The following is a 20,727-nucleotide window of genomic DNA, read 5'->3' as shown; positions in this document are numbered from 1 at the left end:
CACGCGCGAACGGGCACCGAAGACGGCGCCGAATCCGAAGCCGGAGCCAGTGCAGGCCCTGGCCCCGACCCGGCACTGAGGCACCCGACGGATCAGCCGACGGAGCCGAGGCGGCGTTCCAGTGCGTGCATGTCGCGCGCATTTCTGGCGGCGACTCCACCTCGAGAATGCGTGCGATGCGCACGCTACGATCGAAAGGTGAATCCCACTCCCAGCCGCGAACCCGCTCCCGGCCCGACCCCGGAGGCCGTCACGGGTCTCGGGGAGACCGTCGCCGACGCCCTCGCCACCCTCCTGCGCCGCCCCGCGCGCGCCGCACTCCACCGGCGCCTGACCGAGGGCATGGGCGAGGCCGTGGACGAGGCCACCTACCCCGTCCTCTCCGCGCTGGCCCGCACTGGGGCCCGCAGCGCCGCCGACCTGGCCGCCGAGATCGGCCTCGACCGCTCGGGAGTCAGCCGGCGCGCCACCCGCCTGGAAAACGCCGGCCTGCTGCGCCGCGAGAGCGACCCCACCGACCAGCGTGCCACCCTGCTGACCCTCAGCGAGGACGGCGAGCAGGCGGTCGCGGTGATGCGCCGGCGCCTCTCCGACAGCATCGAGCAGACGCTCGCCGGCTGGCCCGCCGAGCAGGCCCGGATATTCGCACACGGGCTCACGCGCTTCATCGAACAGGGACCGTTCAACACCCCGTGACACCCCACGGCATGACTGTGCCCCGTCCCCGGATCCACCGACCCGGAGACGGAGCACAGCAGGATCCGGTCAGGCGCCGAGGACCTCGCCGACCAGAGCGCGGGCCTCCTCCTGCACCCGGGCCAGGTGCTCCTCGCCGTGGAAGGACTCGGCGTAGATCTTGTACACGTCCTCCGTGCCCGAAGGCCGGGCCGCGAACCAGGCGTTGTCCGTGCACACCTTGATGCCGCCGATCGCCGCCCCGTTGCCCGGCGCCTTGGACAGCACCGCCGTCACCGCCTCCCCCGCCAGTTCGCCCGCGCCGACCTGCTCCGGGGACAGCCGCGCCAGCCGCGCCTTCTGGTCACGACTCGCCGGCGCGTCCACGCGGGCGTAGGCGGGCGCGCCGTGGCGATCGGTCAGCTCCCGGTAGTACGCGCTGGGGCTGTTCCCGGTCACGGCCGTGATCTCGGAGGCCAGCAGCGCCAGCAGAACGCCGTCCTTGTCGGTGGTCCACACCCCGCCGTCGCGGCGCAGGAACGACGCCCCTGCCGACTCCTCCCCGCCGAAGGCGATCGACCCCTCCAGCAGCCCGTCGACGAACCACTTGAAGCCCACCGGCACCTCCAGCAGCTCACGCCCGAGATCGGACGCGACCCGATCCAGCATCGAGGAGGACACCAGCGTCTTGCCGACGGCCGCATCGCCCGGCCAGTCCCCGCGGTGGCGGTACAGGTAGTCCACCGCCACCGCCAGGTAGTGGTTGGGGTTCATCAGGCCGCCGTCCGGGGTGACGATGCCGTGCCGGTCGGCATCCGCGTCGTTGCCGGTGGCGACCTGGTACTCCGACCGGCGCTCGATCAGCGACGCCATCGCCGCCGGCGACGAACAGTCCATGCGGATCTTCCCGTCCCAGTCCAGCGTCATGAACCGCCACGTCGGATCGGTCACCGGATTGACCACCGTCAGATCCAGTCGGTGCACCTCCGCGATCCGGCCCCAGTACGCCACCGAGGCCCCGCCCAACGGGTCCGCACCGATCCGCACACCCGCCGCCCGAACCGCGTCCAGGTCCAGCACCTGCGGCAGGTCCTCCACGTACGTGCCCAGGAAGTCGTAACGGCTCGTGGTGGCCGCCGCCAGCGCCCGCGTGTACGGCACCCTCCGCACGCCCCGCAGACCCTCACGGATCAGCTCGTTCGCTCGATCCTGGATCCACCCGGTGGCCTCCGACGAGGCCGGCCCCCCGCTCGGCGGGTTGTACTTGAATCCCCCGTCCCGCGGCGGGTTGTGCGAGGGGGTCACCACGATCCCGTCGGCCAACGCCCGGGGACTGCGGCGGTTGTGGGAGAGAATCGCGTGCGAGACCGCCGGCGTCGGCGTGTAGCCGTCGGCGCTGTCCAGCAGCACCTGCACCCCGTTGGCCGCCAGCACCTCCACCGCCGTCACCTTCGCCGGCTCCGACAAGGCGTGCGTGTCCGCCCCCAGGAACAGCGGCCCCGCGATGCCCTGCTGCTTCCGGTACTCGCAGATCGCCTGCGTGGTCGCCGCGATGTGGTCCTCGTTGAACGACACGTCCAACGACGAGCCCCGGTGCCCCGAGGTCCCGAACGCCACCCGCTGACCCACCTCCTGCGGATCCGGGTGCAGCGCGTAGTACGCCGTCACCAGCCGCGCCACGTCCACCAGGTCTCCCGGCTCGGCCAACCGGCCCGCCCGCACGTGCGTCATCCGTCCCTCACTCCCGCCACAGTCCCAGCACATCCCTTTGCCCCGTACGACCGATCGTAGCCAGAACACGCCCACACCCCACACCCGCCCGCGGGCGCCGTCACGGAGAAGGACCAACCGTGTCAATGACGTCCGGGAGCGCGTCGAACGGCGGGCGGATGCGGCGCAGGCCCCGGGCAGGGATGCACCGGGGCCTGCGATTTCGTGGCCGTCAGCCGACCATGGCGGCGAGGACGCCGCGCCAGTCCTCGCCGGGTTCGGGGCGGAGGGCGGCGGCGAGGGTCTCCGCCCGGTAGTGCCAAGGGCGTTGGAGCTCAGGATCCGCCTCGAGGCCGAGGTCGATCGTGCTGGTGGAGCCGAGCAGGCGGACGAGTTCGGTGGTGAAGTCCGCCCAGGAGACGTGGCCCGTCACGGCGTTGACGACGCGCCCGGCGGCCGGTGGGTTCTCGGTCGCGCAGGCGGCGAGAGCGCGGGCGAGGGCTGCCGAGTGCACCCAGGACACGCCGGTCCAGCCCGGGCCGTCGGGGAGGGTGATCGGCCGGCCTGCCAGGGCGGCCTGGTAGAGGGCGCCGGTGGAGCCCCAGCGGAGCTGGTCGCGCAGGCGCCGGTGGGGGCCCCAGACGATCGGGGCGCGCACGATGCTGGCAGGGCCGCGGGCGGCGTCCAGGAGCATCCGTTCGCAGTCGAGTTTGGCCCGGCCGTAGGGGCTGACCAGTTCGCCGGATGGGGCGCCTTCGGCGACGTCCGTGCCGGCGGGGCGGCCGTAGGCGTCGATGCTGCTGACGAAGACGAACGGGCCGCCACGCCAGCCGTCGACCAGCGTGCGCATCGCGGCGACGTCGGTGGCGTGGTCGGTGAAGGTGCAGGCGGCGTGGATGACGGCGTCGGCACCCTCGACGGCGCGGCGCAGGCTGTCGGGGTCGGCGAGGTCGCCCTCCGCCACCTCGGCGCCGTTCAGGGCGGGCAGGTGGGCCGACTCGGGGCGGACCAGGGCCCGAACCGGGCGGCCCTGGGCCATGAGTTCCTGGAGGACGGCGGCGCCGACCCCGCCCGTGGCGCCGGTGACCAGCACCGTGCCGGCGCGGGAGCGGGCGACCGGGGCGCCGGTGCGGGAGCGGGCGGCACGACGTTCGTCCGCGCGGGTGGCGAGGAGGGCGGCGAGGGCGTGGGGGGTGCGCTGTTCCAGGACATCGAGGCCGGTCAGCGGGAGTCCGGTCCGGGTGCGCAGGCGTTCGGCGAGCTGGACGGCGATCAGGGAGTGGCCGCCGAGGTGGAAGAAGTCGCCGTCGGCGGGCGGGGTGCCGCCGAGCAGTTCACCGAAGGCCGTGCGGACGGCCGCAAGCGGCCCGGGTCCGGCGCCGGCCTGGCGTGCGGTGCCGGGCAGGCGGCTGCGGTCGGGGGTGCCGTCGGGGTGGCAGGGCATCCGGTCCAACAGAACGACGGCGGCGGGGAGTTCAGCTGGCTGCACGGTGCCGCGCAGGCCGGCCCGGAGTTCGCCGCCGCTGGGGGCTACCGGCCCGCGCACGACGGCGTAGGCGAGCAGCGGGCCGTCCGACGGCCGGACGGCGGTGGCCTCGGCGACTCGCGGGTCAGTCAACAGCGCTGCCACGCAGGGATGTTCGGCGGCAGTGAGCCGCTCGCCGGGGAGCGCGTCGAGGCGGCGGTGCTCGTCTGCGGCGATGGCGGCGAGGAGTTCGGCGAACGCGGTGAGCAGCCGTCCTGCCGTCCGCTCGTCGAGGGCGTCCCGGTCGTGCTGGACGAGGTAGCGCGGCCGCGGGCCGTCCTCCACCAGCAGGGCGAGGCCGAACTTGGCGAGGCCGAGGTCGAGTTCGACGGTCTCGGCGTGCAGTCCGGGCAGGGTCAGGGGTTCGGCCGGGTGGACGACGTCGCAGCTCACGGCGAGCAGGGAGCTGCCGTCCGCCGTGCGCGCCGCGGCGCCGAGACGTTCGAGGACCAGGTCGAACGGGACGTCGTGGTGCTCCTGGGCGTCGAGGAGGGCGGCCTTGACGCGGGCGAGGACCTCGGTGAAGGCCGGGTCCCCCGCCACGTCGGCCCGGACGGCGAGGGTGTTGACGCCCAGGCCGACGGTGCGGCGCAGGTCGGGCCCGGCACGGTGGCCGCTGGCGCAGCCGAGGGTGAGGTCGGTCTCGCCGGAGGCGATGCGCAGGGTCGCGAAGGCGGCGGCCAGGACGACGGCGAACAGCGTGGCGCCGTGCCGGGCACCGAGGCGGCGCAGGTCGTCGAGGATACCGGGCGTGAGCGGGGCGCTGTGCAGGGCCGCGCGGCGCTCGCGTGCGCCGGGCGGGACGGGCCGCAGCAGCGAGAGGGGGCGGGCACCGGCCAGGTGGGCGGCGCGGGCATCTGCGGCGGCGGTGAGTTCGGCATCGCGGGCGCGTTCGCGGCGGGCGTGGTCGGCGTACGGCAGTCCGGCGGGCGGAAGGTGGGCCGGTCGGCCGGTGCGGGCGGCCTCGTAGAGGGCGGCGAGGTCGGCGGCGAGGATCGACAGGGATCCACCGTCGACGGCGATGTGATGGATCGTCAAAAGGAACGTGTGGTCGTCCGGGGTGTGGCGGAGCAGCAGCGCGCGCAGGACCGGGCCGGTGGCGAGGTCGAACGGGCGGGACGCCTCGGCGGCGAGCAGGGCGGGGGCGTCCGGCTCGGTGGCGTCGACGACCGGGAGGGGCACCGGGGTGACCGGCGCGGCCTCCTGGTAGGGCTCGTCGCCCCGCCGGCGGTAGTGGGTGCGCAGGACGGCGTGCCGTTCGGTGAGCGCGGTGAGGGCGGTGGCGAGGGCGGCGGGGTCGAGCGGGCCGCACAGGCGGGTGGCGAGCGGGACGTTGTAGAGGGCGCCGCCCTGGCCGAGGTGGTCCATCAGCCACATCCGCTGTTGGGCGTGCGAGAGCGGGGCGGGGCCGGTGAGGCCGGCGGCGGCTGGGCGGGAGGAGGAGCTGGAGGAGGCGGAGGCGCGCCGGCGGGCGCGGCGCAGCAGGTCGGCCTGGTCGGTGGTGGTCATCGGGCATCCCCGGAGGTGTCGTGCGAGGCGCGGAGGGCGCGTTCGAGCAGGTCGGCCTGGGCGGCGACGGTCGGGTGGCCGAGGAAGTCGGCGAGCGAGAGCTCCACGCCGAGGTCCTCGCGGAGGTCGTCGACGACCCACATGGCGAGCAGCGAGTGGCCGCCCTCGGCGAGGAAGTCGGCGGCCGCGGAGGTCACCGGGTGCCCGAGGGCGCGGGCCCAGGCGTCGGCGACGGCCTGCTGGATCGGCGTGAGCTGCGCGCCCGGATCCGCCGGGCGCGTGGCCGGGCCGTCGTCGTCTGCGGCGAGTGCCCTGCGGTCGACCTTGCCGCTGGTGGTGAGCGGCAGCGCGGCCAGGACCGTCCAGGCGGTGGGCACGAGGTGGGCCGGGAGCCGTTCGGCGAGCCGGGCGCGGAGGGTGTCGGTGTGCGGGCGCGCGCCCTCGGCGGGGACGATGCAGGCGGTCAGGGCGGCGTCGGCGAGGCCGGGCCGGCGGACGACCACGGCCGCCTCGGCGACCTCGGGGAGTTGCAGCAGCGCGTGCTCGACCTCGCCCGGCTCGATCCGGAACCCGCGGACCTTGACCTGGTCGTCACCACGACCGTGGAACTCCAGGACGCCGTCCGGGCGTTGGAGCGCGAGGTCGCCGCTGCGGTAGGCCCGCCCGATGCCGGGGAGATCGCGGAAGCGCTCCGCGGTGAGCTCGGGCCGGTCGAGGTACCCGTCGGCCAGCCGGGCACCGGCGATCCACAGCTCGCCGACGGTGCCGGGCGGCACGGGTGCCAGGTGCTCGTCGAGGACGAGGGTGCGGGCGCCGCCGACGGTGCGGCCGATGGGGACCGGGCCGGTGCAGTCGGCCGGGTCGACGCGGTGCATGGTGGTGAAGGTGGTGCCCTCGGTCGGTCCGTAGCCGTTGACGAGCTCCAGCCACGGGAAGGCGCGCAGCACGGCGCCGGCGTGGTCGGGCGAGAGCACCTCGCCGCCGACGACCAGGGTGCGCAGCACGCCGAAGATCCGGGACTGGCGGGCGGCGAAGTGGTGGAAGAGCGCGGTGGTGAGGACGAGCGTGGTGACGCCGAACCGCTCGACGTCGCCCGCGAGTTCCTCGGCCGTGGGCCGGTCGGCGGTGGAGACGGCCACGGCGGCGCCGTGCGCGAGCGGGGCCCACAGCTCGACGGTCGAGGCGTCGAAGGTGACGGCGGAGTGGAACAGCACGCGGTCGCGGGGGCCGAGGGCGATCGCGTCCGGGGCCGTGATGAGGTCGGCGATGGCGCGGTGCGGGATCCGGACGCCCTTGGGCCGGCCGGTGGAGCCGGAGGTGTAGAGCAGCAGGGCGGTCGCGGCCGGGTCGACCACGTGCCGGGCGGCGCCATCAACGCTGGCACCATCGAGATCGGCGCCATCGAGATCGGCGCCTTCGAGATCGGCGCCTTCGAGGTCGGGGCCGGCGCCGCGCTCGGCGAGGACGAGGGTGTGCCCCTCGGGCAGCCCGGCCTCGGCGAGCAGGGCCTTGTCGCCGAGGGTGAGCCGGACGCCGGCATCCTCGGTCATCTCGGCGATGCGCGGGCGCGGGTAGGCCGGGTCGAGCGGGACGACGTGGCCGCCCGCGCACCAGACGGCGAGCTGGGCGACGACCAGGCGGGTCGATCGGGCGCAGAGCAGTCCGACGGCGCTGCCGGGGCCGATCCCGCGGGCGGCCAGTACGGCGGCCAACCGCGCTGCGGCGTCGCGGAGTTCGCGGTAGGTCAGGACGGTGGTGCCGTCGGTCACGGCGAGCGCTCGCGGGCGCTCCTCGGCGTGCCGGGCGATCAGGGCGGGGACGGTGTCCACAGCGGACATGACGTGGTTCCCTTCCGGGCGCCCCGGCGGCGGCCGGGGCGCCCTGATCGAGGGCTGGAGGCGGCGGTCAGACGGTGGCGGCGACGGCGGCGCGCCGCTCGTCCACCAGCCGTCCGATGGCTCGCACGTCGGGCTGGCGCAGCAGCTGGGCGGCGCGCAGCCGCACCCCGTACTCCTCCTCCAGCGCGGCGAGCAGGCGGGCGGCGGCGAGTGAATTGCCGCCCGCGTCCAGGAAGTTGTCGAGCGGGCCGAGGTCGGCGCGGCCGAGCAGGTCGCGGCTGAGCTTCAGGACGGTGCGCTCGGTGGGCGTGGCGCCGTCCTCCCCGTCGCTCGCCGTGGCGGTGGCGAGCAGGGCGGCCCGGTCGACCTTGCCGTTGGCGTCGAGCGGGAAGGTGTCGACCAGCCGGACGACCGAGGGCACGGCCTGCTCGGGCAGCCAGGGGCGGACCGCCGCGAGCAGGTCCGGGCCGGTCGGCGGCTCGGTCGGCGGCTCCGCGAGCGCGGTCTGGACGAATGCGAGCAGCCGCGAGCCGCCCGCCGCGGCCGGTTCGGCGGCGACGACCGCGCGGCGCACCCGAGCGTCGCGCTCGAACGCGGCCTCGACCTCGGCCGGCTCGATCCGCACGCCGCTGACCTTCACCTGGTCGTCGAGCCTGCCCTGGAACTCCAGCACGCCGTCGGCGCGCATCAGCACCCGGTCGCCGGTGCGGTAGACCCGGTCGCTGCCCTCGACACCGTCGGGTGCCGCGACGAACCGGCGGGCGGTGAGCTCGGGGTCGAGGTAGCCGGCAGCCAGGCCCCGTCCGCCGATCCGCAGCTCCCCGGCCCGCCCGCGCGGCACCGGCCGCCCGTCGTCGTCGGTGACCAGGACGACGGCGCCGGGGATCGGCAGGCCGATCGGCGGTGCGCCGGCGCCGTGGCCGCCGCCGGGGGCCATGGTGTGCACGGTGGTCGCCACGGTGGCCTCGGCAGGACCGTAGGCGTTGTGAATGGTGGCGGTGACGTCCGGACCGGGCGCCCGGCGCAGCCGGTCGCCGCCGACGGTCAGGTGCCGCACCGCGAGCCCGGCCGGCCAGGGACGGTCGAGGACGGGCTCGGCGAGCGGCGTGGGCAGCATCGCGACGGTGATCCCGGCCTCGCGCCACCAGTCGGTCAGGGCGCCGGAGTCCCAGCGGACCGCGTCGGGGGCGACGCTGAGCGCGGCACCGGAGGTGAGGGTGCCCCACAGCTCCCCCAGGTGCGGGTCGAAGGCCACCCCGATCAGCAGGCTGTGCCGGTCGCCGGGGCCGAGCCCGGTCAGGTCGCGGTACCAGTGCAGCAGCGCGCCGAGAGCGGGTTCGCCGACCGCGACGGCCTTGGGGGTGCCGGTGGAGCCGGAGGTGAGGACCGCGTAGTGGGTGCCCTTGGGAACGGCGACCGCGCCGCCGGGCGCGAACGCGGCGACCACCGCGCGGGCGGCGTTGGCCCCCTCCGTGGGCACGGCGAGCGCTGCGTGCTCCCCGGGGCGGTGACCGGGCGGCAGCAGGGTCGGGTCGCCGACCAGGCAGGCGGGTCGCAGCTGCTCGGCGACGGCCTGCAGCCGGCGCTCGCCGGGGCGTGGGCCGAGCGGCAGGTGGACGGCGCGGAGCTTGGCGGTCGCGAGGGTGACGGCGACCAGGGCCGCCGAGTGGTCGAGGCAGACGCCGACCAGGTCGCCCGGCCGCACCCGCTCGCGCAGGGCGTCGGCGACGGTGTCGGCGAGGCGGTCGAGTTCGGCGTAGCTCCAGGTGCGTTCGCCGTCGATGAGCGCGGGCGCGTCCGGGGAGCGGTGCGCCCAGGTGGTGAACAGGTCGAGGACCGCGCCGTCCCGGTGCGGGCGGCCGTATTCGATGCTGAGGGATTCCATCGTCGTCTCCATGGTCGACCGGCCGTCAGTTCAGGCCCATGGCCCGGGCGACGATCACCTTCTGGACCTCGGAGGTCCCCTCGATGATCGTCATCATCCGGACGTGGCGGTAGAGGAACTCCAGCGGGTGGCCGCGCACCCAGCCGGTGGCGCCGTGCACCTGGAGCGAGCGGTCCACCGCGCGGACGGCGGCCTCGGAGGCGGTGAGCTTGGCGAGTGCCGCGTTCTCCGGCGCCTCGGTGCCCGCGTCGACCAGCCGGGCGCAGGCGAGGGTGAGCAGCTTGGACGCCTCCACCTCGGCCCGGGTGGTCACCAGGTGCTCCTGGACGTGCTGGTAGTCGCCGATCGGCCGCCCGAACGCCTGCCGCTCGCGGGCGTACTCGACGCCGATGCGCAGCGCGTACTCGGCGATGCCGTTGCACGTCGCGGCGACGACGAGGCGGCCGCGGGAGAGGCTGTCGATGGCGAGGGCGGTGGCCGCGCCGATGCCCTCCTCGCCGCCGATCACGGCGTCCGGTCCGACGGTGACCCGGTCGAGCAGCAGCTCGAACAGCGGCTCGCCGGACATGCCCTCGTAGCGCTGGCCGATCCGCAGGCCGGGCTGGTCCATCGGGAGGACGAAGGCGGTGGCGCCCGCGGGGCGGCCGTCGCCGAGGTCGGTGGCGGCGACGACGAGTGCGAGGCCGGCCCGGTCCGCGTTGCTGACGAAGGTCTTGCGGCCGTTCAGCTCCCAGCTGTCGCCGGTGCGGACGGCGGTGGTGGTGAGCCGGAACGCGTCGGAGCCGGCGTGCGGTTCGGTGAGGGCGAGGCAGCGGGTCTGCTCGCCGCGCACCAGCGGCACCAGGTGGCGCTCGATCTGCTCGGGCGTGCCCTTGCGGAGCAAGGGGCTCGGGCCGTCGGAGCCGGCCAGGGCGTACGGTGCGAGCGCGCAGCCGCTGCGGCCGGCGGCGTGGTGGAGCAGCACGACGGCGGTGAACGGAATGCCGGCGCCGCCGAGCTCCTCGGGGTAGTCGCCGGCGTAGAAGCCGAGCGCGGCGGAGCGCTTGCGGACGTAGGCTCGCAGGTCGGCCGGCGGCTGGTCGGCGGTCTCGGGCAACTCGGCGGCCAGCGGGACGAGTTCGCGGCGGATGAAGCTCTCGAACGCGTCGACGATCTCGCGGTGGCCGTCTTCCAGGACGGACGAGGGGGTGGCGTTCATGCAGCCACCTCGCTTCGCTCGGCAGGGGCACTCAACCACGTGCACCTCTTGATGATTCGCTCTCCCCCGGCCTCCGGCCGGCGGTACCCCCATCGCTCGCTCACGCGGCACCTCCGGTCAGTTCGCGGGCCTGGTCGGCCAGGACGGGGTGGCGGAAGAGGGTGCGCAGCGGGGGCCGGCCGCCGAGGTGCGGTTCCAGCCAGGCGGCGAGTTGGGCGGCCAGCAAGGAGTGGCCGCCGACCTCGAAGAAGTGCGACTCGGCGGTGAACCGGTCGTGCCCGAGCACCTCGCGCCAGGCGGCGGCGACCAGTTCCTCCCCCGGGCCGTCGAAAACGGTCGCGGTCACGGGGGCCTCGGCCGGCGCGGGCGCCTCGGCGGCGATTCGGGCGAGGGCGGCGCGGTCGGGCTTGCCGCCGGGCAGGATGGGCATCGCGGGCAGGGCCGTCCAGGTGGCGGGGACGAGCCCGGCGGGCAGCCGCTGCGCGAGGGCGGCGTGCAGGACGGCCTGGTCGGGCCGCTCGGCGCCTTCCAGGAAGCCGATCAGGCGGGGGCCGTCCTCGGGGTCGGTGTGCAGGACCACCGCGCAGGAGCGGCCGCCGAGTTCGGCGGAGGCCGCGGCCTCGATCTCCTCCAGCTCGATCCGGTGGCCGCGCAGCTTGACCTGGTTGTCGGTGCGGCCGAGGAAGCGCAGCCGGCCGTCCAGGTCGCGGTAGCCGCGGTCGCCGGTGCGGTAGACCCGTCCGATGCCGGGGAGGTCGCGGAAGCGCTCCGCGGTCGGTTCGGGCAGGCCGAGGTAGCCGTCGGCCACCATGGCGCCGCCGACGGCGAGTTCGCCGACGCAGCCGGCCGGGAGCGGGCGCAGGGCGGCGTCCAGGACGTGCATCCGCACGCCGGGCAGCTCGGTGCCGAGCGGCACCTCGCGGTCGCCGTCCAGGTCGGCCGGGGCGACCTCGTGCACGGTGGAGGTGACGGTGGCCTCGGTGACGCCGTAGGCGTTGAGCACGGTGGTGGCGTCGGTCAGGCCCGCCAGCGCGCGGGCGGGCAGCCGCTCGCCGCCGAGGACGAGCAGTCGCGGTGCCCAGCGGCCGTCGGCGAGCGCCTCGCGCAGGTCCTCGCGGACGGCGAGCAGGTAGCTGGTGGGCAGGTTGGCGACGGTGACGCCGCGGGCGGCCAGGACGGCGACCAGCTCGGGCCCGGTGGGCACGTCGCGCTGCGGGACGACGAGGGCGGCGCCGGCGGCCAGCGCGGGCAGCACCTCCTCCAGTGCCACGTCGAAGGACGGGCGGGCGAACAGGAGCACCCGGTCGGCGGCGGTCAGCCCGTACCGTCCGGCGAGCGCGGCGACGTAGCCGGCCAGCGCGGGACGGCCGACGAGGACGGGCTTGGGCACGCCCGTCGAGCCGGAGGTGTGGATCACGTATGCCACGCCGTCGAGCACCGCGGCGGGCGCGGCCGCGGGGAAGGCCGGGCCGTCCAGGAGCGCGGGGGTGACGCCCTCGGCGGGCAGGGCGAGCGCGCTCTCGCGGGTGGCCAGCACCAGGGCCGGGGCCAGCCGCCCCAGCAGCAGCCCGAGCCGGGCGGCCGGGTCCTCGGTGGACAGCGGCGCGTACACGGCGCCGTGGCGCAGGCAGGCGAGCAGGGCGACGACGCCGTCCACGCCGCGCGGCAGGACGGCGGCCACCGGCTGGCCGGGCGTCACCCCGGCGGCACGCAACCGCTCGGCGAGCGCGGCGACCCGGCGGTCCAGCTCGCCGTAGGTGATCCGCTCGGTGCCGGCGATCAGGGCGAGGGCGGTGGGGTCGTGGGCGGCGGCCGGGTCGAGGGTGGCGGGCTCCGGAGCGGCTGCCGCGGCGGCGGGAGCGACGGACGCGAGGGCCGCGAGCGGAGCCTCCGGCCGGTCGAGATAGCCGCGCAGCAGCTCCAGCAGCCGCTCGGCCAGCAGGGCGGCCTCGGCCTCGCCGAAGAGGTCCGCGTCGTAGTCCCACACCAGGGTCATCCCGGCGGGGCCGTGCTTCTCGCCGACCATCCGGCGGTCGTCCGGGATCAGCACGAGGTCGAGGTCGAACCGGGTGGTGCCGGTGTTGAAGCCCTCGTACAGCAGGACCTCCAGGCCCGGCACCCGGACGTCGGGCAGCGCCGCGTCGTGCGCGCTGAACATCACGTTGAACAGCGGGTTGTCCGCGCCGGTGGTGTGCAGCCCGAGGCACCGGGTCAGCTCCTGGACCGGCAGGTCCTGGTGCGGCAGGGCGCGCAGCAGGACGTCCGTCACCTCGTCGACGGCCTCGGTGCCGGGCGCCTGCGGGTCCAGGCGCAGCCGCAGCGGCACGGTGTTGACGAACATGCCGACGGTGCCTTCGAAGCCGGCCGGGCGGTTGCCGACCGCGGTGCCGACGACGAGCTCGTCGTGGCCGCTGTGGCGGCGCAGCAGTTCGGCGAGCAGTGCGAGGAGCGTGCTGAACGGGGTGTGGCCGTCCGCCTTGCTGCGCTCGCGAAGCCGCTCGGCGAGGTCGGCGCCGATCGCCTGGCGCAGCTGCCCGCCGCGGTGGCGGCGGACGGCGCCCGGGCGGGCCAGGCCGGGCAGCGTGACCTCGCGCGGGGCGTCGGCCAACTCCCGCAGCCAGAAGGCGAGTCCGTCCTCGTCGGGGCCGGCGGCGGTGCGGGCGTGCTGCTCGTACGAGGGGGCCGACGGCAGCGCGTACGGCTCGGCGAGGACGTGGGCGCGGTAGACGGTGAACAGGTCGCGCAGCAGGATCGCGAAGGAGTGGCCGTCGTGGATCAGGTGGTGCTCGACGTGGACGAGCCGGTGGTGGTTCTCGGCGAGGCGGACCAGGTGCCAGCGCAGCAGCGGTGCCTGCGCGGTGTCCAGCGGCTCCTCGGCCTCGGCGGCGAGCAGGGCGCGGAAGGCGGCCTCCCGGTCGGCCTCGGCGGAGAGGTCGCTGGTGCGCAGGCGCGGCGGGCAGCCGTCGGCGACCCGCTGGCCGGGCAGGCCCTCCGGCCGGGCTACCAACTCCAGCCGCAGGCCCGGGTGGTGGGCGAGCACGGCGGCGAGGCCGGCCCGCAGGGCGTCCTGGTCGAGCGTGCCCCAGAGGTCGAGCGCGGCGGTGAAGTTGTAGGCGCGGCTGCCGGGCAGCATCTGCTCGTGCAGCCAGACGATCTCCTGCGATGAGGAGAGGGCGAACATGGCGACTCCCTTGTGGTGGCGGGCGTGTTCGTCGTGCTGTGGCGGCGCGGGCGTGGGGTGGTCCCGCTCCGGCCGGGTCCGGGCGCGCCGAGGGTGGTGGCGCGAACGGCGGTCGGGCGTGGGGGTGTTGGGGGATTCGGGGCTCAGGCGGCCGGGTGGAGGTGGTGGCGCAGGGCGCCGAGCAGGCCGTCGAACGCCGCCTCGGCGGTGGCGTCCGGGAAGCGCTCGCGGTCCCAGGCGAGGCGGATCAGCAGGTCGTCGCCGTGCGAGGCGGAGACGGCGAGCGGCACGGGCAGGGGGCGCCCGGCCAGGTGGATCTCCCGGCCGGGGACGCCGTCGAGCGCGAGCGGCGGGCGACGGTGCAGGTCCTCCAGGGTGAGCAGGCCGTCCAGGGCGCCGGTCCAGGGGGCACCGGCCGCGCGGGCGGCGCGCACCACCTCATCGAAGGGCGTGTCGGCGTGGTCGAGGTCGTCCCACCATGCGTCGGAGACTGCGTCCAGGTCCCTCGCCGGGTGGGCGCTCGTCTGGTGGACGAGGGTGTTGAGGAAGCAGCCGAGCGCGGTGGGCGCCCCGGGCGGGCGGCCGCCCCACGGGTAGCCGAGGGCGAGCGGAGCATCCGTCTCGTGCAGCCGGTGCGCGGCCACGGCGACGGCGTCCAGCAGGGCGGGGAAGACGGCGCTCCGGGCGGCGCCGGTGGCGGCGGGCAGCCGGTGGGTGAGCATCCCGGTGGACTGCGCGACGCTTCCTGCGGTGCCGGCCAGGCCGCCGAGCCGCTTTCCCCAGTGGGCCTGTGCGGCCGGGGTGGAGGCGGCGTCCTCGGCGGCGAGCTGGCACTCGACGGCTTCGCGGTAGGCCGCGAGGGCGTCCGGGTCGGAGGCGTGGCCGGGCTCGGCGTCCTGCGCGTACGCGTCGGCGAGTTCGGCCGTGACGGTGCCCAGCGACTGCTCGTCGCAGGCCGCGTGGTCCAGCGCGACCGCGAGCAACTCCTCGTCACCGTCCGGCTCTTCGGCGACCAGCAGGCGCAGCGCCGGTCCGTCCGCCGGCCAGTCGAGCAGGGCCTCGCGCAGCGCCTCCCGGGCCGTGCCGCCGGGGGCGACGGCCACCCGGGCGGCCTCGGCCGACGGCCCACCGACGCGCAGCACGGGCGTGGCCCGGACGCTGGTGAAGCCGCCGCACAGCGCCGGGTGCCGGGCGGCGACCGCGGCGGCGGCGCGGCGCAGCCGAGGCAGGTCGACGGTGCCGCGCGGGTAGGCGAAGAAGACGGGCACGATCTCCGGCCGGCCCAGGGGTGCGAGGCGGCGGCTGATCAGGAAGCGCCGCTGGGCGCCGGTCACGGGGAGGACGGCCCCGGGTGTGCCGGCGGCGACGGCGCGGTACCGGGCGAGGTAGGCGGCGGTGATGCCGGCCGTACTGCCGGCGGGGCGGCTGGGGGTGTTGCCGGCGGCGCTGCCGGCGGTGCTGGCGTGCACGGAACGGTCTCCGGTCTCGTATCGGTTCGGTTCAGGGCGTCGAGCTCACGGCCGCCCGGGGCGCGTCCTCGACCGGCAGCTCGCGCAGCCGGCGCAGCGGTGAGAGCAGCAGCGGCACGGGCATGAGCAGGAGGCCCGCCGCGCAGAGCCACAGCGCGGTCCGCGGCCCGGCCGCCTCCGCGACGGCGCCCCCGGCCAGCGCGCCGAGCGGCAGCGTGCCCCAGACCAGGAAGCGCATGGTGGCGTTCATCCGGCCGAGCAGTTCGGGCGGGCAGACGGCCTGGCGGAAGCTCACCTGGGCCACGTTGTACGCCACCGCGCCGAACAGCACGACCGCCGAGCCCACCCCGAACAGCAGCACACCCGCGCCGCCGCCGGACAGCGGCCACAGCACCGCGAACGGCGAGGTCACGGCGGGGGCGAGCCAGATCAGCCGGGCCTGTCCGACCGCCCGGGCCAGCCGCCCCGCGCACAGCGCGCCCGCCAGGCCGCCGACGGCGGAGGCCGACAGCAGTACCCCGATGGCGCCGGGCGGAAGGTCCAGCACGCGCACCCAGAAGACCGTCTGGACGGCCATCAGCACGGCGGAGAACAGGTTGGCCACGGCGGTGGCGGCGGCGATCGCCCGCAGCAGCGGGTGCCGGAGCACGAACCGCACGCCCTCCCCCACCTCGGCGCGCAGCGACCGTCCGGGCTGCGGTTCCGGCTGCGGCTCGGCGACCCGGATCCGGGTGAGCAGCAGCGCGGAGGCCAGGTACCCGCACGCGTCCGCGACGATCGCGAGCGGCGCGCCGAGGAGCTGGACGAGCCCGCCGCCGAGCCCCGGCCCGGCGATCTGCGCCGTGGAGCGGACGGTCTCCAGCGCCCCGTTCCCGCCGACCAGGTGCTCGCGCGGCAGGACGGACGGGAGGAAGGACTGGTGGGCGACGTCGAAGAAGACCGTCGCCACCCCGGTGACCAGCGCCACCAGGTAGAGCTGGGCCATCGTCAGCACGCCGAGCGCGGCGGCCGGCGGGATCGACCCGACGGCCAGGCAGCGCACCACGTCGGCGCGGATCAGCACGGGCAGTTTGCGCATCCGGTCCAGCCACGCCCCGGCGGGCAGGCCGACCAGCAGGAACGCCGCGGTCTCGGCGGCGGTCAGCAGGCCGACCCGGAACGGGTCGGCGTCCAGAACGACCACGGCGACCAGCGGGAGGGCGACCAGGGTCACCTGACTGCCCGTCTGGGCCGCGGCGGCGCCGGAGAGCAGGAGCCGGAAGTCACGGTGATCGAGGAGGCGACTACGGGAAGGGGTGGGCGTCTCGCTCATCTCGTTCATCAGTACGACTCTCGGTCACCGCTCCGCTACCGGGCAACCGGCGGGTCCGTTTCCGGACTAACCGAGCGCCGACCCGATCCCGCCACTCGCCCGATCTGCGTCGACGCGTCCCCGGCGCGCCCCGCCACCACACCTGCAGCACGCTGTCCAGGGGAAACCGGACCCGCGGAGCGGCCGACCGCCTGCGGCGCACCCCGTCCATACCTTCGTCCGATATTCGGACACATGCCTTCCAGCCATCGGACGGACGCGCTCAACTTGGCCGGATCGTGTGGAGCGTTGACGATCGGTCATCTCACGGTTGTGTGCGGATGATAGAGGGCCGCTCACTGCCCCAGCGTGGTCCGCAGCCGCTTCTTGTCCGGCTTGCCGACGGCCGTCAGCGGGATCTCGGGCACGAGGTGCAGGGCCTCCGGCGCGTACATCCGGCCCTTGCGCGCCGTGACGAACCCGCGGACCTCCGCGAGGTCCGGCCGGTGTCCCGCACGGCGACGACGGCGGCGTGGACGTGCTCCGCCTCCTGCCCGTCGCGGACCCCGAAGACCGCGCACCGGGCGATCGCCGGGTGGGTGAGGAGGAGGTCCTCCACCTCGGACGGGTACACGTGCCCGCCGACCACGATGATCACGTCCTTGAGCCGGTCGGCGAGGTAGAGATAGCCGTCCTCGTCGAGGTAGCCGACGTCCCCGGTGTGCAGCCAGCCGTCGCGCAGCACCTCGGCGGTGAGGTCGGGCCGCTTCCAGTACCCGGCCATGACGCCGGCCGAGCGGACGTGGATCTCGCCCTGCTCCCCCCGCGGCAGTTCCGTCCGGCCCGGGCCGGCTCGGTGCGGGCCGCGCCGGGCCGGCCCGGATAATGGCGGCATGATCGACAAGCCGCTCCGCGTCGTACTGGCCGAGGACTCCGTGATCCTCCGGGACGGGATGGTCGAACTGCTCGGCGCCCGCGGGTGCACGGTGGTCGCCACCGCCGGGACGGCCCCCGAACTGATCGCCGCCGTCGCCGAGCACCGACCGGACGTCGCCGTCGTCGACATCCGGATGCCACCCACCCACACCGACGAGGGCATTCGCGCCGCCGTCGAGATCCGGGCCGGCACGCCCGAGGTAGGCATCCTCGTCTTCTCCCAGCACGTGGAAACCGCCTGGGCCGCCCGCCTGCTCGCGGACGGCGCGGCCGGCATCGGCTACCTGCTGAAGGAACGGGTCGCCCGGACCTCGGAGTTCGTGGACGCCCTCCACCGCGTCGCGGAGGGCGGCACGGCGCTCGACCCGGACGTGGTCACCCGGCTGATGCGCGGCGGACAGCGCACCCGGGTCGGCACACTGACACCGCGTGAGCGCGAGGTACTGGAACTGATGGCCCAGGGCCACTCCAACCGGTCGATCGCCGCCCGCCTGGTGGTGTCGGAACGGGCCGTGGAGAAGCACGTGGCAGCCGTCTTCGCGAAGTTCGACCTGCCCGCGACCGACGCCGACAACCGACGGGTCAAGGCCGTCCTGACCTACCTCGCCGAGAGCAGGTAGCCGGGCAGAGGCAACCGAGTTCACAACGCGCCCCGGGGTGCGGCGCCGGCCACCGCCACGCCATCGGGCCGACGGCCCACCGCCGCAAGCCGTCCTCACGCCGAGCGAAGCGCCGCCCCCCGTAAGACGACCCCCGGCGTCACAACCTGCTCGGCAGCTCCGCCGTCACCACTGTCGGACCACCTGGCGGGCTCTCCACCCGCAACGCGCCATCCACCGCCGCGAGTCTCGCGGCCAGGCCCGAAAGCCCCGTCCCCGCTCCGAGCGAGGCGCCGCCGCGCCCGTCGTCCCGGACCGTCAGCCTGACCCGGCCGCGCGCAGCCGTCGCCGCCAGCTCGGCCGTTCGGGCGCCGCTGTGCTTGGCGACATTGGTCAGGAGCTCGGCCGCGCAGAAGTAGACGGCCCGCTCGATGGCCTCGCCGGGCCGTTCCCGCAGGTCCAGCCGAACGGTGACCGGCACAGGCGAGGTGGCGGTGAGGCCGGGCAGCGCCTCGCCGAGGCCGCCGTCGAGCGCCACCGGGTGGATGCCCCGGGTGAGCCGGCGCAGGCCCGCGATGGTGTCGTCGGTCTGACCGCGTGCCCGGCCGACCAGGCTGCGCAGCCGCTCCAGGTCCGGCGCGGTCTCGGGGACGGCGTCGAGCACGTCGTCGGCGAGGGAAAGGGTGATGGCGAGGGCCACCAACTGCGCCTGAGTGCCGTCGTGAAGGTCGCGTTCGAGCCGGCGGAGCCGGTCGGTGTTCTCGGCGAGCAGGGTGGCCCGAGCGCTCTCCAGCTCGCGAACGCGCTCCTGGGACCGGGCCGGACCCAGGAGCAGCCGGGCCAGGCCTCGGTTCGCACCGCTCAGCGCCCGCAGCGCCGCAGGCAGCACGGTCAGGACGGCGAGCCCGACCGGAGCGGAGGCCACGTCCAGCCAGCCGACCGGCCTCGGCCCGGGCTCCAGCAGCCTGATCCAGAGCCGGAAGCCGATCGCCCAGGCGCAGCCGAGCGGCAGCAGGACCGCGACGGCGAAGCCGAACGCCCCGAGCGGCAGCCGCAGCAGCAGGTAGAGCAGCGACCGCCACGCCACCGGGTCGGTCAGCCCCACCCGCCCCCGCGCGAGCATCCCGTGCGGGCGGGGCAGCGCCGGCGGCGGCGCCACCCGCTCACCGAGCAGCCGCCCGACCAGCCGCCGGTGCAGCGCACCGAGCCCGCGCGCCCCGGCCAGGGCGACGAGCACGAACGGCAGGCCCAGCACGGTGAGCGACAGCAGCGCTCCCACGTACAGCACGGCGACCGCGTACACCCCGCCGAGCACCCCGAGCGGCAACCCGAGCACCGCAAAGGCGAACTCGCCACCCCGGACGGACAGGAACCGCCCACCAGACGCCAGTGCCGGACCGACCTCACTCACCCGCACTCACCACCCGTCTGCCACAACACTCCTCTGCCACAACACTCCTCTGCCACAACACCCGAACCGATCACGACGGCGAACGACAGCCCTCCACCGGCGTCACTCACCCACGCTCACCACCCGCCACCTCCGCCGCCGAACCGCCCGTCGCCCGCAACCCCGCCCCGAGGACCGCCGGTACCGTCAGCACCATCGCGCCTGCGGCGACCCACCCGCATGCCGCACCCGGCACCACCGGCACCACCGACCCCGTCGCCGCCCGGCTGAACGCCCCCGACGCCATCGCCGCGACGCCCGCGCCGAGCAGCACCCCCACCGCGGCCGTCAGCGCAGCCTCGGCGGACAGCATCCGGAACAGTTGCCGCCGCGTCGCGCCGACCAGCCGAAGCAGTGCGAACTCACGGCGACGGTCCGCGGTCAGCGCCACCAGGGTGTTCACCGTGGACACAGCGGCGAAGCAGACCAGCATCCCCAGCTCCGCCTGGCGCAGCCAGACGTCGCCGGCCTTGGTGACGCTGGTGGCGGCGCCGGTCGCGCGTACCGCGTGCTCGGCCGTAGTCGTCATGATCAACATGGTGCCCGACAGCCCGACCAGCAGCGCAACGGGCACCACGGCGGAGGAGAGCCGACCCGCGTAGCCGCGCAGGTTGGCGTCAGCGAGCCAGCCCGCCCGGGGTGCCAGCGTGCGGATCGGCGCACCGAGCGCAGTGGCCATGACGCGCGCGGCCAGCGGCCCGAGCAGGGCCACCGCGACCAGCAGCACCAGCGAGCCGAGCAGCGCCGCCTGGCCCGCCTTGTCGAGCTCAGCGCCCGGCCTGGTCGCTGCGAGACGCAACAGCAGCACGCCGCCGGTGAGCACGCCCGCCCCGGCCAGCAGCCGCACGGCGCCCGCCCGCCCCTGGCCGGTGGTGCTCGCCGTCAGCGCGGTGGCCGGGGTGATCCGGGTGATCCGCCGGGCCGCGACGGCGGCCGCGGCGAGCCCGACGAGGAGTGCCGCGAGCAGTGCGACGGCCGTGGGCAGCGGCGTGCTGGGTATCCGGATTCCGGGCGCGGCCATCCCGCGGTGCTGAAGCGCGGCAAGGAACCAGCGTCCGCCCGAAGTTCCGGCCGCCCACCCGGGAGGGGCCACCAACAGTACGGTCACCACGACCTGGACGCGTACCAGCCGGCGCACCTGACGGGGTGTCGCCGCGATCGTCCGCAGCAGGGCCAGGTCGCGATGCTGCTGCCGCAGCGTGAAGCCGAGCGCGTTGACCACGACGAAGAACGCGACCAGCACCGCGATCTCGCCGAACGCGCCCGCGATCACCATCAGGCCCGGCCCGCCGGCCGCCGCCGCCGAACGGGCCGAGTCCGGCGCCGCGACGTCGGCGGCGAACAGCGAGCCGAACAGCGTCACCGCCGCCACCGCGAGGAACAGGGCGACCGCCAGGCCCGCGAAGGCGGCCGGTCGGCGCCGGATCTGGCCGGCGGCCAGGGACAGCGTGGCGCTCATGG

The 20,727-nt window shown here is 75.7% G+C and carries 13 protein-coding genes; 2 read left to right on the top strand and 11 right to left on the bottom strand.

From position 1 onward, the window contains the following. Window positions 1-198: 198 nt before the first annotated feature. Window positions 199-696 carry a MarR family winged helix-turn-helix transcriptional regulator gene (locus tag F7Q99_RS38130; RefSeq protein WP_326847565.1) on the top strand — a complete coding sequence of 166 codons (498 nt, stop codon included), beginning with the start codon at window positions 199-201 and terminating at the stop codon, window positions 694-696. A 69-nt stretch (window positions 697-765) separates the two neighbouring features. On the opposite strand, the gene pgm is transcribed toward F7Q99_RS38130, so the two are convergent. From pgm to F7Q99_RS38085, 9 genes are all read right to left on the bottom strand, one after another. Beyond that, a complete protein-coding gene (pgm, locus tag F7Q99_RS38125) occupies window positions 766-2,406 on the bottom strand; it encodes a phosphoglucomutase (alpha-D-glucose-1,6-bisphosphate-dependent) (protein WP_153471422.1) in 1,641 nt (546 codons plus the stop codon). 211 nt (window positions 2,407-2,617) lie between these two features. Continuing rightward, the gene (locus F7Q99_RS38120) at window positions 2,618-5,419 is read right to left on the bottom strand and encodes a condensation domain-containing protein (RefSeq protein ID WP_153471419.1); all 2,802 of its coding nucleotides are present in this window, start codon (window positions 5,417-5,419) and stop codon (window positions 2,618-2,620) included. Then, a complete protein-coding gene (locus F7Q99_RS38115; RefSeq protein WP_153471416.1) occupies window positions 5,416-7,257 on the bottom strand; it encodes a non-ribosomal peptide synthetase in 1,842 nt (613 codons plus the stop codon). Before F7Q99_RS38115 ends, F7Q99_RS38120 begins: the two co-directional genes overlap by 4 nt. Window positions 7,258-7,324: 67 nt before the next feature. Continuing rightward, a complete protein-coding gene (locus F7Q99_RS38110) occupies window positions 7,325-9,142 on the bottom strand; it encodes an AMP-binding protein (RefSeq protein WP_230211311.1) in 1,818 nt (605 codons plus the stop codon). Between the two features lie 25 nt (window positions 9,143-9,167). After that, a complete protein-coding gene (locus F7Q99_RS38105) occupies window positions 9,168-10,340 on the bottom strand; it encodes an acyl-CoA dehydrogenase family protein (protein ID WP_153471409.1) in 1,173 nt (390 codons plus the stop codon). A 100-nt stretch (window positions 10,341-10,440) separates the two neighbouring features. After that, window positions 10,441-13,521: a non-ribosomal peptide synthetase gene (locus F7Q99_RS38100; protein WP_153471406.1), complete on the bottom strand. Its 3,081-nt coding sequence runs from the start codon at window positions 13,519-13,521 to the stop codon at window positions 10,441-10,443. Between the two features lie 143 nt (window positions 13,522-13,664). Further along, window positions 13,665-14,990: a non-ribosomal peptide synthetase family protein gene (locus tag F7Q99_RS38095; RefSeq protein ID WP_195911418.1), complete on the bottom strand. Its 1,326-nt coding sequence runs from the start codon at window positions 14,988-14,990 to the stop codon at window positions 13,665-13,667. Window positions 14,991-15,021: 31 nt separating this feature from the next. Beyond that, window positions 15,022-16,302 carry an MFS transporter gene (locus F7Q99_RS38090; protein ID WP_153471544.1) on the bottom strand — a complete coding sequence of 427 codons (1,281 nt, stop codon included), beginning with the start codon at window positions 16,300-16,302 and terminating at the stop codon, window positions 15,022-15,024. A 388-nt stretch (window positions 16,303-16,690) separates the two neighbouring features. Beyond that, on the bottom strand, window positions 16,691-17,176 hold the full coding sequence (locus F7Q99_RS38085; protein WP_407697919.1) for an AMP-binding enzyme: 486 nt from the start codon (window positions 17,174-17,176) through the stop codon (window positions 16,691-16,693). Here F7Q99_RS38085 and F7Q99_RS38080 point away from each other — a divergent pair. After that, complete coding sequence (locus F7Q99_RS38080) at window positions 17,175-17,837, top strand: response regulator transcription factor (protein WP_153471404.1); 663 nt, start codon at window positions 17,175-17,177, stop codon at window positions 17,835-17,837. The two genes, F7Q99_RS38085 and F7Q99_RS38080, sit on opposite strands and share 2 nt — an antisense overlap. A gap of 139 nt (window positions 17,838-17,976) precedes the next feature. On the opposite strand, the gene F7Q99_RS38075 is transcribed toward F7Q99_RS38080, so the two are convergent. Continuing rightward, window positions 17,977-19,227 carry a sensor histidine kinase gene (locus tag F7Q99_RS38075; protein WP_326847564.1) on the bottom strand — a complete coding sequence of 417 codons (1,251 nt, stop codon included), beginning with the start codon at window positions 19,225-19,227 and terminating at the stop codon, window positions 17,977-17,979. Window positions 19,228-19,333: 106 nt separating this feature from the next. After that, window positions 19,334-20,725 carry an FtsX-like permease family protein gene (locus tag F7Q99_RS38070; protein ID WP_153471401.1) on the bottom strand — a complete coding sequence of 464 codons (1,392 nt, stop codon included), beginning with the start codon at window positions 20,723-20,725 and terminating at the stop codon, window positions 19,334-19,336. Window positions 20,726-20,727 lie beyond the last annotated feature (2 nt).

The sequence above is a fragment of the Streptomyces kaniharaensis genome, from assembly GCF_009569385.1.
GTDB classification, from domain to species: domain Bacteria; phylum Actinomycetota; class Actinomycetes; order Streptomycetales; family Streptomycetaceae; genus Kitasatospora; species Kitasatospora kaniharaensis.
Note: the sequence above shows the minus strand (reverse complement) of the source record. Positions and strands in the feature narration are given on the sequence as shown.